Source organism: Brevundimonas sp. (assembly GCF_041911375.1).
Lineage (GTDB): Bacteria > Pseudomonadota > Alphaproteobacteria > Caulobacterales > Caulobacteraceae > Brevundimonas.
In genome coordinates this window covers 51,693-64,596 of record NZ_JAYRPA010000001.1, presented here as the reverse complement: position 1 = coordinate 64,596, position 12,904 = coordinate 51,693, and the positions used below count along the sequence as shown (strand labels likewise).

The following is a 12,904-nucleotide window of genomic DNA, read 5'->3' as shown; positions in this document are numbered from 1 at the left end:
CTCCTTCGGTTAGAACCAGGCCTTGAGGCCGACGATGAACCGGATGTCCTCGGCCTCGCCGCCGCGGGCTTCGATGTAGCCGGCTGTGTCTCCGAGCGCGCGGCTCCACTCGACGCCGACATAGGGGGCGAACTCCTTGCGGAACTCGTAGCGCAGTCGCAGGCCCGCCTCGACCGAGGACACGCCCGAGCCAATCTCCAGTTCCGGAATGTCGCTGGCCGAAGCGTCGATTTCGAGGCGGGGCTGAAGGATCAGGCGCTGGGTGATGCGCAGGTCGTATTCGGCCTCGACGCGGGCGGTCAGGTCGCCGTCGGTCGACAGGAAGGCGGCGGCGTCGACTTCCCACCAATGGGGCGCCAGGCCCTGCAGGCCGAGGACCAGATGCGTCGTATCTTCGCCGTCGGGCCGGAAGTCCTGTCGCACGCCGGCCTGGAGGTCCCAGAAGGGCGTCACGGCGCGGCTGTAGAGAGCCTGGACTTCGGCGTCCTCGAGCGCGCCGTTGAAATCGCCTTCGCCCTCGGATTTCCACCAGAAGCGGTTGATGTCGCCGCCCGTCCAGCCCTGGACGTCCCAGAGGTAGGTCTCGCCGCCGTCGCCGAAGCCGGCTTCGAGGCGATCGAGAATGACGGCCGTGGTGCGGACGTCGCCGTTTTCGTGAATCAGGGTCCGGCGAGAGGCGGCCATGGCCTCGGCGCCGAAGACGAGATCGGCAGCGTGGACAGGGCCGGCCAGGGCGGCGGGCGGGAGCGGGTCCTCCGGAGGACGGCCGGGGTTGTCGGCGCTGGTCGCCACATTGGGCGGCCCCATGCTCATGGTCGACATGTCATGCCCGGCGTGAGGGTCGGTCTGCGCGGGTGACATGGCCGACATGTCGTGGCCCGCGTGTGGATCAGCCTGGCCGGGCGTCGCCGCCGGCATCTGGTGTCCCGCCTGCGGGTCTACGGGCGCGGGCTGCGCCGGCATCCGGTGGCCTGCATGCGGATCCGCGGCGGGCGGCGTCTGCGCGGGCGGCATGACGTGACCGGCGTGCGGATCCTGCGCCGGTCGGGCCGGCGCCGCGGTCGCCGGCATAGTGTGGCCCGTGTGAGTGTCCTGGGCCTGGGCGCTGAAGGCGCTGACGGCGAGCACCAGCGGGGCGAGGGCGACGGCGAGGCGGCTCATGACGCGGCTCCGTCCATGGGCCGCACCGTCACAACATTGAACATGCCGGCGTGCATGTGCATCAGCATGTGGCAGTGGAAGGCCCAGTCGCCGGGCGCGTCGGCGGTCAGATCGAAGGTCACCTTGCCGCCGGGCGCGACGTTGACCGTATGCTTGAGGGGCTGGTGACCGGTGGGTCCGCCGGTCACCAGTTCAAAGAAATGACCATGCAGATGGATCGGGTGGGCCATCATGGTGTCGTTGACCAGGGTCACCCGCACCCGCTCGTTGCGCTCGAAGCGGATCGGTTCGACCAGTTCGCTGAACTTTCGGCCGTCGAAGCCCCACATGAACCGCTCCATGTTGCCTGTCAGGTGGATCTCCATCGTCCGAGACGGGGGGCGCGGGTCCTTGTTCGGCTGGAGCGACACCAGGTCGGTGTAGACGAGGACGCGATGATCGACTGTAGTGAGACCGATCGGACGCTCACCCAGACGGTTGGCGGGATCCATGGCGATCGCATCGACGCCGACGCCCACCGCCATGTCGGGCGGAGCGTTCTCGGGATCGCGCATGTTCATGCCCGACATGGACATCCCGGCCATCTCGCCGGCCGCGGGCGCGTTCTGGGCCGGAGCCGCGTGGTCCATGCCGGCCATCGCGCCATGATCCATACCGGACATGTCGGCCATCGCGCCGTGATCCATTCCGCCCATGCCCATGTCGCGCATGGTGAGGTTCGGGACCTCTCGCAGGGGAGGGACCTCGGCGGTCATGCCCAGGCGCGGCGCCAGGGTCGCCCGGCCCATGCCGGACCGGTCGATGGCTTCGGAGACGATGGTGTAGGCGCGGTCCTCGGTCGGCTGGACGATGACGTCGTAGGTCTCGGCGACCGAAATCTGGAACTCGTCCGTCTCGACCGGGCGCACGTTCTCGCCGTCGGCCTGCACCACGGTCATCGGCAAGCCCGGGATGCGAACGTTGAAGATGGACATGGCCGACGCGTTGATGATGCGCAGCCGCACCCGCTCGCCGGGCCGGAACAGGCCGGTCCAGTTCTCCTGCGGTCCATGGCCGTTGATCAGATAGGTGTAGGTCGACCCGCTGACGTCGAGGATGTCGCGCGGGTCCATCCGCATCTGGCCCCACATGCGCCGTTCCTCCAGGCTCATGCGGTCGCTGCCGTCCATGAGCCCCGCCAGCGTGGTGCGCTGCTGGTTGAAGTAACCCGGGCTCTTCTTCAGCTTGGCCAGGATTTCGTGCGGATGCATGAAACTCCAGTCCGACAGGACCAGCACATGCTCGCGGTCGTAGGCGACCGGATCGGCGCCCGCCGGGTCGATCACGATTGGGCCGTAGTGACCCATCGCCTCCTGTAGGCCAGAGTGACTGTGATACCAGAAGGTGCCCGACTGCTTGATCGGGAACTCGTAGACGAAGGTCTCACGGGCCTTGATGCCGGGGAAGCTGATGCCAGGAACACCATCCATCTGGAACGGGACGAGCAGGCCGTGCCAGTGGATTGAGGTGTCCTCGTCCAGCGTATTGGTCACCGCTAGCCGGACGTTCTGGCCTTCTCTAAGGCGTAGCAGCGGCGCCGGCAGAACGCCGTTGATGGTCACCGCATGGCCGGTGCGGCCGCCCACGGTGAAGGGCGTGTGTCCGACGGTCAGGTCGATGTTCGGTCCCGTCAGCGTCGGAAGATCCGCCCGCAGTCCCGCCGATCCGGTTTGCGCCCAGGCGGGGAGCAGACCCTGCAGGCCCAGCAGCCCGCCGCCGGCGGCTGCGCCACGGAGAAGCGTTCGGCGATCGAGGCGGGGCGTGGACATAGGCGAGAAATTCCTTGGTCGGGCTATTCAGCCGTTCGTTCAGATACGCGGCCGGGCGGCGTATCCCTCGCGTCAGGATGCCGCAGACGTCGGGATTGCAGCTTGTGCATATTCCCATCAGGGCAAGGTCAAGCGTTTCCGCCGGAAGCTTGGGCCAAAGCCGCCGTCAAGGTCTTGCGGGCGCGGGCGACGCGGGTCTCGACCGCCTTGGGCGTAATACCGAGGATCGAGGCGATCTCGGCGTGAGACCGTCCCTCGAGCGTGGCGAGCAGAAGCGGCCCCTTCAGGGCGTCGGGAAGGTCCCGCAAGGCGCGTTGCAGAGCTTCGGCCCTGCGCTGATCGTCCAGCCGTGTCTCGGGTGACGGCGCATCGTCGCCCACCGCCGCCGCCTCGGGCGCCTCCAGGCCCATGACGCCGCGCACAACCCGGCGGACCGCGCGCCGCCGGCCCCAGTCTCGACATTTGTTGAGGGCGATGGAGCGAAGCCAGACGTCGAACGGCCGCGCCGGATCATACCGCCGCAGGGCGAGCCAGGCGGACGCATAGCTTTCCTGAAGCACGTCATGCGCTTCGGACTCGTCGCCGACATAGCGGCGCACGAACCGGTAGAGATCGGCCTTTGTGGCGGCCATCAAGGCGGTGAAGGCGGCCCGGTCTCCGGTCGCCGCACGGGCCTCGATGCTCTGCTCAGCACACACGCGCGCCGCTTAGCCGGCGTCGTCGTGCAGGGCCTCGACGACCGCGGCGTCGAACACCTCGGCCTGCGCCGGGGTCAGGACGGATCGCATCTCGAACACATGGGTGATTGTCGCCTTCTGCAGATCGCCCATGGCGGCGTGGAAATGATCGACCGCGGCCTGGACCTGGGGCGTGTCGCCGTCACTGGCGGCGATGGCGGCCGCCAGTTCGCGATTGGCCGCGCGCACTTCCGCTTCGAGCGCCGGCCGCAGAGCGGCGAACCGGGCTTCGACCACGTCGAGCCGTCGATCCTGCTCAGGGCTCAGGTCGAGTTTCTCATGGACGACGCTGTGCAGGCTTGGCGGCTGCCGCTCCCGCATGACCCAGGTCGCGCTCGCCCAGGTCGCCGCGCCGCTGGCCAGCGCGGCCAGGATGGCCGTGATGACGATCGACTTCCAGGAGGCTCTCATCCCCGAACGTCCAGGCCGGAGAGAGGCGACAAGCCCGCCGAGACGGTGAAAATCCGCATCTCGGACGGCTCCGGCCGTGGAGCCATGAGCATCAGCCCTCCGTTCGCGACGCCGATCACCAGAGCGAGCGCAACGGCGGCGACCCGGACCTGACCCATGCGGGCGCGCTCCCTGCGTTCGCCGATCCGCACCCAGACCGCGTCTTCCATGCCGACCAGCCGGCCGGCGTCGCCCGGCCCGACCGCTGCGATCAGTTCATTCATGTCGTCAGTCATTGCGCACCTGCGTCACGCCCCATCTGCCATACGCGCCAGCCTTCCGGTCCCCTCACGAGGGGACGAGCCGTCGCCCGCGTAGATACCAGAGAACGACCGGGACGCGCCCTGTCGTCCGGGGAAAAGACGTGAGCGACAGATCAGGGCCCACGCGGGTTCCATTCCCCGACGTGCTCGATCAACTCACGGGCGTGAGGTTCTTTCTCGCCCTCGGCGTCGTGCTGTTTCACTTCCAGCTCTACTGGACGCTCCCGGCGGAGAGCGCGGGCTTGCTGAACCGCGCGCGCCTGGGCGTGGATGTCTTCTTCATCCTGTCGGGCTTCATCCTGACCCACGTCTACCTGCAGGGAGACCGGGCCCCGAACTACGGTCGATTCCTGGCGGCGCGCCTCGCCCGGATATATCCGGCTCACCTGTTCATCCTCCTGGCCATGCTTGGGCTGGTGCTGATCGCGCCTGTGTTCGGTGTCGGGCTGGAGCCTGGCCGGTTCAATCCCGTCGACTTCGCGGGCACCCTTCTGCTCGTCCAGGCGTGGTTCCCGCGAGAGAGCATGGCGCTCTGGAACGGACCGGCCTGGTCGCTGTCGGCGGAGTGGTTCGCCTATCTGGCCTTCCCCGCCTATGCCGCCCTCGCGCTCCGGCTGCGGGCCAGGCCGTGGGTCCTGATCGCCCTCGCCATGCTGTTGTTCGTTGCCCTTGACGCCTTCTACCGCGCCTGGTTCGGCCGGATGTTGCCTCGGGCTGAGGACAGCCTCGGGATCCTGCGCATCATTCCCGAATTCCTCTACGGCATTGGCCTCTACTATCTCGGTCAGCGCTGGACGCCTTCGCCGCGAATGTCCCTCATGGGCGCCCTGGTCGCCACGACCTTGCCGCTGGCGCTCATGCAGATCGGCGCCGACGACCGGGTCATCGTGGCGGCGGCCGGTCCCTTTATCCTGTCGCTCGCCCTGTTAGCCAAGGCTCCGGTCCGGACCATCCTGTCTCACCCCGTGCTTCTGTTCGCCGGCGAAGCCTCGTTCGCCCTTTATCTCGTCCACATCCCCATCCTGATGGTGTGGCGCAATGCGGCGCAGGCGTTCGCCGGCTGGGGTGCGGACTATCGAATGGGCCTGGTCGAACTGGCCGCCATGCTTGTGTTGACGCTCGCCGCCGCGGCGGCCATCCATGTCTTCGTCGAGCAGCCCGGCCGACGGTGGCTACGCAAACGAACGGCGCCGCAGGGCGCCGACCCCGTCGAAGCCAGACGATCCGTACACAGCGATCAGGGAGAACCCTTTTGAACCCCGCCAGCCTGAACCGCCGCCTGCTGCTCGGCGCGGCCGCCTTCATCGGCATCAGCGGAACCGCCTGCGCCCAGACGCGGCCGTCAAGAAGCCTCACGGTCTTCAAGACGCCGACCTGCGCCTGCTGCGATGCTTGGATCGCGCACATGTGCGAGGCGGGCTTCACCACAACCATCACCGTCCTTCCGAGCCTTGAATCGGTCCGGAGCAGCCGCGGCATGCCGGACGCGCTCGCTTCCTGTCATACCGGTCTGATCGATGGTTATCTGGTCGAGGGTCATGTGCCGGCCCCGGACGTCATCCGACTGCTGGCCGAGAGACCGGCGGCGGTGGGTGTCGCGGTCCCGGGCATGCCGCTCGGTTCGCCCGGCATGGAGACGCCGCAGGGGCACAAGGAGCCCTACGACACCCTGCTGGTGCTTCGCTCGGGCGCGACCCGCGTGTTCGCCCGCCACAACCCGCGGGCCTGACGCCGATCGCGCTCAGTCCGTTCAGATCACCCACAAACCGGAGTTCGCCATGTCCCGCACCTCTCTCGAACTCGTCCTGTCGCTCGCCGTGCTTTCGGCGACACCCGCCTTCGCCCAGGACCACGCCCACGGGCATGCCCGGGCCGCCGGCTCGGTCGCCGCGGAAGATGCGGACGCGGCGGCGGCCGTCGATGCCTTTCACGTCGCTCTCAAGGCCGGCGACACGGCCGTCGCCCTGGCCCTGATGGCACCGGATGTGATGATCTTCGAGGAGGGTGGCGCGGAGCGATCGCGCGACGAGTATGCGTCCCATCACCTGGGCTCGGACGCCGCCTTCGCCGCCGCCTCTGAAGCGACGGTGACGCGCAGATCGGGATGGGCCGATGGGGACATCGCCTGGATCGCCAGCGAAGGCCGCACGACGGGCCAATTCAACGGCCGTGCCGTGGACCGCCTGACGACCGAAACCATGGTCCTCAAACGCCATGCCGACGGCTGGCGCATCCACCACATTCACTGGTCGTCGCGCGCGCCCGGCTGACGCTCAGGCCCGCGCCAGCGGGTCGCCGGCCCTGCGACGTCGGTGAGGAACATCGAGAAGACGCCCGCCCTCGCGGGCGGGCGTCCCCGATCATACGATCAGCAGCAGGTGCAGGCTTCCGCGCAGGCTGCGATAGCGTCGCAGCAAGCGCATACGGCCTGCGCCACGGCGTCCGGCGCGGCCGCGAAGGCGGCTGAACCGGAAGCCAGCAGCACCAGGGCTGCGAGGGTGAGAGTGCGTTTCATGGTTTTGATCTCTGTTTGATTGAATGAGTTCGGTCATCTTCAACAGGATCAGCGTCGTGGGGGCGGGTCGTCCGCCTCCACGGTGAAATCGGCATGCCGCGCATCAAGGGATGGATAGAGGACAGACGCATAGACCCGTGCGGGGGTGGATTCACCGCCCTGGGGGACAAGGCCCTGGCAGATGGCCAGACACGCCTTATGGCATGAGATCCTGACGGTCTTCGGCTCGCACGGGACGCCGTCGCCGCTCATCGACATGGACGCCATATCCGGATCGACCGGAGCTTCGCAGGCGATCGAAGCGGTGGACACGAACAGCATGGCAAACGCCGCGAGCAGCGCGGTCGTCAGTCGGACGAGGTCATGACGCAGGAACGGCATTGTCTGATCATACTTCAACGGTCGGCGGAGCGACGATCTCATTTTGATCATTGCAATCGAGCCTACAGAGACGCCGGGGGCGGCAGGGTTCCCATGACCGCCACGACGCCGATCAGGGCGAGTCCCAGACCCGTTTCGATCAACAGGCTGCGCCGGAGCGCGCTCATGGCGGCGACGGAGGGTTGGCCCGTCTCCAGCGCAGAGCCCAGTGTCGGCGTCAGCCGGAACCGGTTGCTCGCCGCCAGCGCAAGCATCAAACCGAAGAGGACGAGCTTGGCGACCAGAAGCTGGCCGTAGAGGTTGCCCGCGATCGACGCCACGCGCTCGGGACCGATCAGGAACCAGCTGTTCACGAGACCGGTCAGCACCAGCAACAGGACCGCGAGCGTTCCAAGGCCGGCGAAGCCATGCAGGGCGCGATGGATTGCAAGGTCGTCCGGACCGGCTCGGCGCAGAAGCAGGGCCGTCAACGCCGCCAGGGCGCCCAGCCACAAGGCCGCTGCCACCGCGTGAATGATGTTGGCGACAAGATGGAGGGGCCCGCCAGGGCCCTCGGTGGCCGCGCCGTGACCCGTCCACGCGAAGCTGGCGGCCACCATCAGACCCAAGGCGGCCGTCACGCTCCAGAGCGCGCGACCGGGTTTCAGGGCGACCAAGGCGACGAGCCCAAGCAAGGCGGCGGCGGCCCGCACGACCATCGCCATGCCCAGGGCCGTGCCGGTGACCATGAAGGACAGGGACGCGGGTTTGACGGCTTCGCCCAGCGACCCCGCCATGACGGCCGTCTGTGCCACCAGGGCGGCGAGCGAGCCGAGCGCGACGATGATCGCGGCGAGGCGCAATGTCGGTCGCGACCATTCCAGGTTCGGCGCGTCGGCGTCTTTGAAGCTGTAGAGAAGGAACAGCGGCGCGCCGAGAAGGACGACGCCGCCGCCGTATTGAAGCCAGCGAAGCGCGATGACCGCGACTTCCAGCACGGCGTCAGCGCACCGTGAAGGCGTAGGATCCCGTCATGCGGTGGCCGTCGCTCGACGCGATACGCCAGTCGACACGGTAGGCGCCGGCGGCCAGCGGGCGAGCCAGCGCGCCCGTGAGGGTCCTGCCGTCCTCGGCCACCGAGGTGCGGATCGCGATCTTCTCCCCCGCCGCATTGACGACGTCGAAGCCGGAAAAGGCGGGAACGCTGCGTTCGCTGAAGGTCAGGGTCAGCGTCCGGGTCGCGGCCACGGTGGAGTCGGGCGCCGGGGTGGCGCTGACCAGGCGAGCGTGGGCCGCCGCCGGTCCGGCGGCGAAGGCCACGACCGCCGCGACGGCGATGAAGGGCGCGGGGTGGAAGTAACGCATACTCAGTCTCCAGACGTTTGGCCGGTCCCGGCCTTCTGCTTCTCTACGCGCCACACGACCGCGTCCCTCATGAAGAGGAAGCGGGCGGCGGCTGAGGCCTTCCCCCGCACGCCGGGGTCAGCGGCGACGCTTCTCGAGGAGCGCCTGCATCTGGGCGATCTCCGCCTGTTGACCACGCACGATGCCGTCGCACAAAGCGATGATCTCCGGATCTGTCAGGGAGGCTTGCTCGCACATCAACACGGCCCCGGAATGGTGCGGGATCATCGATCGCAGGAATTCGTCGTCGCCAACGAACGCCTGGGTGCGCATGCCGATGAAGCTGCCGACGAAGATCACGGCCGCGACCGCGCCAATGGCCAGGTTTGTTTTGCGCGACGGGTACATGGACCGCATGAAGACGAGCATGAGGACCGCCATCGGCGCGACCATCATCAGGGTCATGTAGACGTTGTTCAGGTTGAGATAGAAGTGACCGAGCGTGGCGATCATCGTGTACATGACCAGGTACATGATGACGAAGTCGAGCGCCAACTCCAGGTACAGGCTTCGGTAAGGGCCAAGTCCACGAGCGTTGCCTTGACCGCCGTGGTCCATCTGTTGATGAGACATCGTCCGTATCCTCTTCAGAAATTTCAGTTCGTCATCGCCTGCCGCTGCGAATGCTTGGAGACTGCGGTCAGCGTCTAAATCAATCCGGCCCGTCACAGCCGGTTCCTCCCTTAGGTGGGTGGGCGGACTGTTGATTGCCTATCTTGGCTAAAGCCTCACCGCGCGCAGTCTCAGCGCATTGCCGATGACGCTGACCGAGGAGAGCGCCATTGCGAGCGCCGCAAGGGCAGGCGAGAGAAGCCAGCCGAAGACGGGATAAAGCAGGCCAGCCGCCACGGGGATGCCAAGGGCGTTGTAGCCGAAGGCGAAAACGAGGTTCTGGCGGATGTTGCCCATCACCGCACGGGACAGATGCCGTGCGCGCACGATGCCTTGCAGATCACCGCCCAGCAGCGTGACGCCGGCGCTCTCGATGGCGACGTCCGAACCCGCCCCCATGGCGACGCCGACATCGGCTGCGGCGAGGGCAGGGGCATCGTTGACGCCATCCCCCGCCATGGCGACGATCCGACCCTGCGAACGAAGCTGTTGAACGACAGACGCCTTGTCCTGCGGCAGAACCTCCGCCTGGACTTCGTCGATGCCGAGGCGACGCGCGACCGCTTCGGCCGTCGTCCGGTTGTCCCCGGTCATCATCACCAGCCGCAGACCGGCCGCTTTCAGCGCGAGGATCGCAGCCGGCGTGGTGGCCTTGATGGGATCGGCGATGCCGATGACCCCGGCCGCCTTTCCGTCGATCGCCACGAATATGGCGGTGGCGCCGTCGTGGCGAAGGGCCTCCGCCTTCGGCTCCAGCGCGGAGACGTCGATCGAAAGCTCGCCGAGAAAACGGGTGTTGCCCAGGGCGACCTGGCGGCCCTCAATCGTCCCGCGAACGCCGCGACCGACCGGGCTGTCGAAGTCCACGGCCTCGGTAAGGGGGATGTCCCGGTCCTTGGCTGCCCGGACAATCGCGTCGGCCAACGGATGTTCGCTGCCCCGCTCGAGGCTGGCCGAAAGACGCAAGATGTCGGCTTCAACGAAGCCGAGGGCGGGCAGGATCGCCGTTACCGACGGACGGCCCTCCGTCAGGGTGCCGGTCTTGTCCAGAACGAGAGTGTCGACCTTCTCGAAGCGTTCGAGCGCCTCGGCGTTTTTGATCAGGACGCCGGCGTGGGCGCCACGTCCCACCCCGACCATGATCGAGATCGGCGTCGCCAGACCCAACGCACAGGGACAGGCGATGATGAGCACCGAAACGGCGGCGACCAGGGCGTAGGACAAACGGGGCTCGGGACCGACCAGGCCCCAGACGACGGCGGCGAGCAGGGCGATCGCGATCACCGTGGGAACGAACCATCCGGAGACCGTATCGGCCAGCCGCTGGATCGGGGCGCGACTGCGCTGGGCCTGGGCCACCATCTGGACGATCTGCGACAGCAGGGTGTCGGCGCCCACCTTGTCGGCGCGCATGATGAAGGATCCGGTCTTGTTGAGCGCGCCGGCCACGACGCGGTCGCCGACATCCTTGGTCACCGGCATGGACTCGCCGGTCACCATGGATTCGTCGACAGCGACCCGACCCTCCAGGAGTTCGCCATCGACCGGGATCTTCTCTCCGGGCCTTACCCGCAGGCGGTCGCCGACGGCGATCTGGTCAAGCGAGACATCTTCATCGACGCCGTCCGCCCGGATTCGGCGCGCGGTCTTGGGCGTGAGGTCCAGCAGGGCTCGGATCGCGCCCGACGTCTGTTCGCGGGCGCGCAGTTCCAGAATCTGCCCGACGAGGACCAGCACGGTGATGACCGCCGCCGCCTCGAAATACACCGGCGCGCTTCCGTCGGCCTTCAGGAAGGCGGGCGGGAACAGGGTTGGCGCGACGACGGCCACGACGCTGTAAAGCCATGCCACGCCGACCCCCATGGCGATCAGGGTGAACATATTCAGCCGCCGGGTGCGCAGCGATGTCCAGCCGCGCTCGAAGAAGGGCCAGCCGCACCAGAGAACCACGGGGGTCGCCAAAGCGAACTGGATCCAGTTCGACATCTGGCCCGGGATGAACATGTGGAGATTGGCCAGGTGTCCGCCCATTTCCAGGGCGAAGACCGGCAGGGTCAGGACCAGACCAACCCAAAAGCGTCTGGTGAAGTCGATCAGCTCGTGGTTGGGCGGGGCTTCCGCCGTGACCGTCTCCGGCTCAAGCGCCATGCCGCAGATCGGGCAGGAGCCTGGGCCTTCCTGCCGGATCTCGGGGTGCATCGGGCAGGTGTAGATGGCGCCGGGAACGGCCGGCTCGGCCTCCACGCGAGGGTTCAGGTAACGCATCGGATCGCCGATGAATTTGGTCCGGCACCCCGCCGAGCAGAAGAAATAGTCCTGACCGCCATGACTGGCTCGGTGAGCGGTAGTCGTGAGATCGACCGACTTGCCGCAGACGGGATCCTTGACCGTAGCCGCGCCATCCAAGGCCTTCGCCCCGCAGCAGGCGTGACCCGAGGCATGATTGTGAGGATGCGTGGACATGTCGCTCTCTCCGGCTGACCGAAGGGCTCACATATACCCATGGGGGGTATATCGCAAGATACCCGTCTGGGGTATATGGGGGCGCTCAGGAGGACAGGCCGCATGCAAACCGACACGAAACCCAAAGTCCTCAACAGGCTCAGCCGGATCGAAGGCCAGGTGCGGGGAATCTCCCGCATGGTTGAAGATGACCGGTATTGCGTCGACTTGCTGACCCAACTTCAGGCCGTTCGAGCCGCGCTCCATCGCGTGGAGACCGAAGTGCTACGGGATCACCTCGACCACTGCGTCATGGGCGCCATGACCGGCGACGATCCCGAGGATCGCAAGGCCAAGGCCGGCGAGCTGATCGAGCTCTTGGCGCGGGCCGGACGGTAGAGTTGGCGGAACGAATGGGCCCTCCTGGTCGCTAACGTCGGATCCCAAGGAGCCGTCATGAAACGCATCAGCCTCGTCCTCGCCGCCTGCGCCTTGGCTACGGCCTGTTCCCCGCAAGCCGAAGAGCCCGCCGTAGCCGCGCCTGAGGCCGCCGCAGCGGCGGACGCCCATGGCGGAATGGAGGGCGGCATGGCTGCGCCTGCGCCCGGCGACTCCGTCGCCACCCAAGGCTACAAGGCATCGATGAACACGATGATGGAGGCGATGCCTCCCTTCACCGGGGACGCGGACATCGACTTCATGACGCAGATGCGAGGTCACCACGTCGCAGCCGTCTCGATGGCCCGTGTGGAGCTCGCGCAAGGCAAGGACGCCCAAGCGCGGAACCTGGCCCAGGCGGTGATCTCGGCTCAGGAGCGCGAAATCACCCTGATCGACGCCTGGCTCGCCCAGAAGGGAGCGTCAGCGACTCCCGCCGCCTGATCGCGAGATCAGGGCACCGCGTCCGAGGACCAACGGATGTGCGTAATCCGCCATCTGTCGTCCTCGTGGCGAAAGACCGATCGGCCAGTCCCGCCGTCGTCGAAAATCAGGACGCCGTCGGCCGCAAAGCCAGTGCGGCGTTTGCATTCCGGTCGTCGAGCGCGGCATGACAGGCATCGACGACGCTTGTCGCTATCGCCATACGATCGAGCCGGTAAGCTCGACGACGAACATGCGCATGAGATACAGTGTACGTCCGAGTGATGGTGC

The 12,904-nt window shown here is 67.2% G+C and carries 16 protein-coding genes; 5 read left to right on the top strand and 11 right to left on the bottom strand.

The genetic code is table 11. The annotated features are described in order from the left end of the window. Nucleotides 1-9: 9 nt before the first annotated feature. The 5 genes from ACE3PU_RS00330 to ACE3PU_RS00310 form a co-directional block, all read right to left on the bottom strand. Nucleotides 10-1,161, bottom strand: a complete 1,152-nt coding sequence (locus ACE3PU_RS00330; RefSeq protein ID WP_040349356.1) for a copper resistance protein B — start codon at nt 1,159-1,161, stop codon at nt 10-12. Then, a complete protein-coding gene (locus ACE3PU_RS00325) occupies nt 1,158-2,969 on the bottom strand; it encodes a copper resistance system multicopper oxidase (protein ID WP_008264371.1) in 1,812 nt (603 codons plus the stop codon). Before ACE3PU_RS00325 ends, ACE3PU_RS00330 begins: the two co-directional genes overlap by 4 nt. A gap of 128 nt (nt 2,970-3,097) precedes the next feature. After that, nucleotides 3,098-3,667, bottom strand: a complete 570-nt coding sequence (locus ACE3PU_RS00320; RefSeq protein WP_008260971.1) for an RNA polymerase sigma factor — start codon at nt 3,665-3,667, stop codon at nt 3,098-3,100. A 9-nt stretch (nt 3,668-3,676) separates the two neighbouring features. Then, nucleotides 3,677-4,117: a Spy/CpxP family protein refolding chaperone gene (locus ACE3PU_RS00315; protein WP_008264166.1), complete on the bottom strand. Its 441-nt coding sequence runs from the start codon at nt 4,115-4,117 to the stop codon at nt 3,677-3,679. Then, entirely contained in the window at nt 4,114-4,380 is a 267-nt protein-coding gene (locus ACE3PU_RS00310) for a hypothetical protein (RefSeq protein WP_205911595.1), read from the bottom strand. The genes ACE3PU_RS00315 and ACE3PU_RS00310 overlap by 4 nt, the downstream gene beginning before the upstream one ends. A 203-nt stretch (nt 4,381-4,583) precedes the next feature. Between ACE3PU_RS00310 and ACE3PU_RS00305 the strand changes: the two genes are divergently transcribed. From ACE3PU_RS00305 to ACE3PU_RS00295, 3 genes are read left to right on the top strand one after another with little or no spacing between them, the layout of a single operon-like run. Beyond that, nucleotides 4,584-5,675, top strand: a complete 1,092-nt coding sequence (locus ACE3PU_RS00305) for an acyltransferase (protein WP_134582481.1) — start codon at nt 4,584-4,586, stop codon at nt 5,673-5,675. Beyond that, a complete protein-coding gene (locus ACE3PU_RS00300) occupies nt 5,672-6,148 on the top strand; it encodes a DUF411 domain-containing protein (RefSeq protein ID WP_008259918.1) in 477 nt (158 codons plus the stop codon). Before ACE3PU_RS00305 ends, ACE3PU_RS00300 begins: the two co-directional genes overlap by 4 nt. Nucleotides 6,149-6,197: 49 nt before the next feature. After that, nucleotides 6,198-6,689, top strand: a complete 492-nt coding sequence (locus tag ACE3PU_RS00295; RefSeq protein WP_374385466.1) for a nuclear transport factor 2 family protein — start codon at nt 6,198-6,200, stop codon at nt 6,687-6,689. Between the two features lie 98 nt (nt 6,690-6,787). On the opposite strand, the gene ACE3PU_RS00290 is transcribed toward ACE3PU_RS00295, so the two are convergent. From ACE3PU_RS00290 to ACE3PU_RS00265, 6 genes are all read right to left on the bottom strand, one after another. After that, the gene (locus ACE3PU_RS00290) at nt 6,788-6,934 is read right to left on the bottom strand and encodes a hypothetical protein (protein ID WP_164952583.1); all 147 of its coding nucleotides are present in this window, start codon (nt 6,932-6,934) and stop codon (nt 6,788-6,790) included. Nucleotides 6,935-6,982: 48 nt separating this feature from the next. Continuing rightward, the gene (locus tag ACE3PU_RS00285; RefSeq protein WP_040349358.1) at nt 6,983-7,315 is read right to left on the bottom strand and encodes a hypothetical protein; all 333 of its coding nucleotides are present in this window, start codon (nt 7,313-7,315) and stop codon (nt 6,983-6,985) included. A gap of 62 nt (nt 7,316-7,377) precedes the next feature. Next, nucleotides 7,378-8,292 carry a copper homeostasis membrane protein CopD gene (gene copD / locus ACE3PU_RS00280; RefSeq protein WP_008260446.1) on the bottom strand — a complete coding sequence of 305 codons (915 nt, stop codon included), beginning with the start codon at nt 8,290-8,292 and terminating at the stop codon, nt 7,378-7,380. A 4-nt stretch (nt 8,293-8,296) separates the two neighbouring features. After that, nucleotides 8,297-8,659 carry a copper homeostasis periplasmic binding protein CopC gene (gene copC, locus ACE3PU_RS00275; protein WP_008260662.1) on the bottom strand — a complete coding sequence of 121 codons (363 nt, stop codon included), beginning with the start codon at nt 8,657-8,659 and terminating at the stop codon, nt 8,297-8,299. A 117-nt stretch (nt 8,660-8,776) separates the two neighbouring features. After that, nucleotides 8,777-9,256, bottom strand: coding sequence for a DUF305 domain-containing protein (locus tag ACE3PU_RS00270; RefSeq protein ID WP_040349973.1), 480 nt, complete (start codon nt 9,254-9,256; stop codon nt 8,777-8,779). Between the two features lie 162 nt (nt 9,257-9,418). After that, entirely contained in the window at nt 9,419-11,773 is a 2,355-nt protein-coding gene (locus ACE3PU_RS00265; protein ID WP_040349359.1) for a heavy metal translocating P-type ATPase, read from the bottom strand. A gap of 102 nt (nt 11,774-11,875) precedes the next feature. On the opposite strand from ACE3PU_RS00265, the gene ACE3PU_RS00260 reads away from it, so the two are divergent. Both ACE3PU_RS00260 and ACE3PU_RS00255 read left to right on the top strand, forming a co-directional pair. After that, nucleotides 11,876-12,151: a metal-sensitive transcriptional regulator gene (locus ACE3PU_RS00260; RefSeq protein WP_040349360.1), complete on the top strand. Its 276-nt coding sequence runs from the start codon at nt 11,876-11,878 to the stop codon at nt 12,149-12,151. A 57-nt stretch (nt 12,152-12,208) separates the two neighbouring features. After that, nucleotides 12,209-12,634 (top strand): DUF305 domain-containing protein, encoded by a 426-nt coding sequence (locus ACE3PU_RS00255; protein ID WP_008259726.1) that lies wholly within the window; start codon nt 12,209-12,211, stop codon nt 12,632-12,634. Nucleotides 12,635-12,904: the final 270 nt, after the last annotated feature.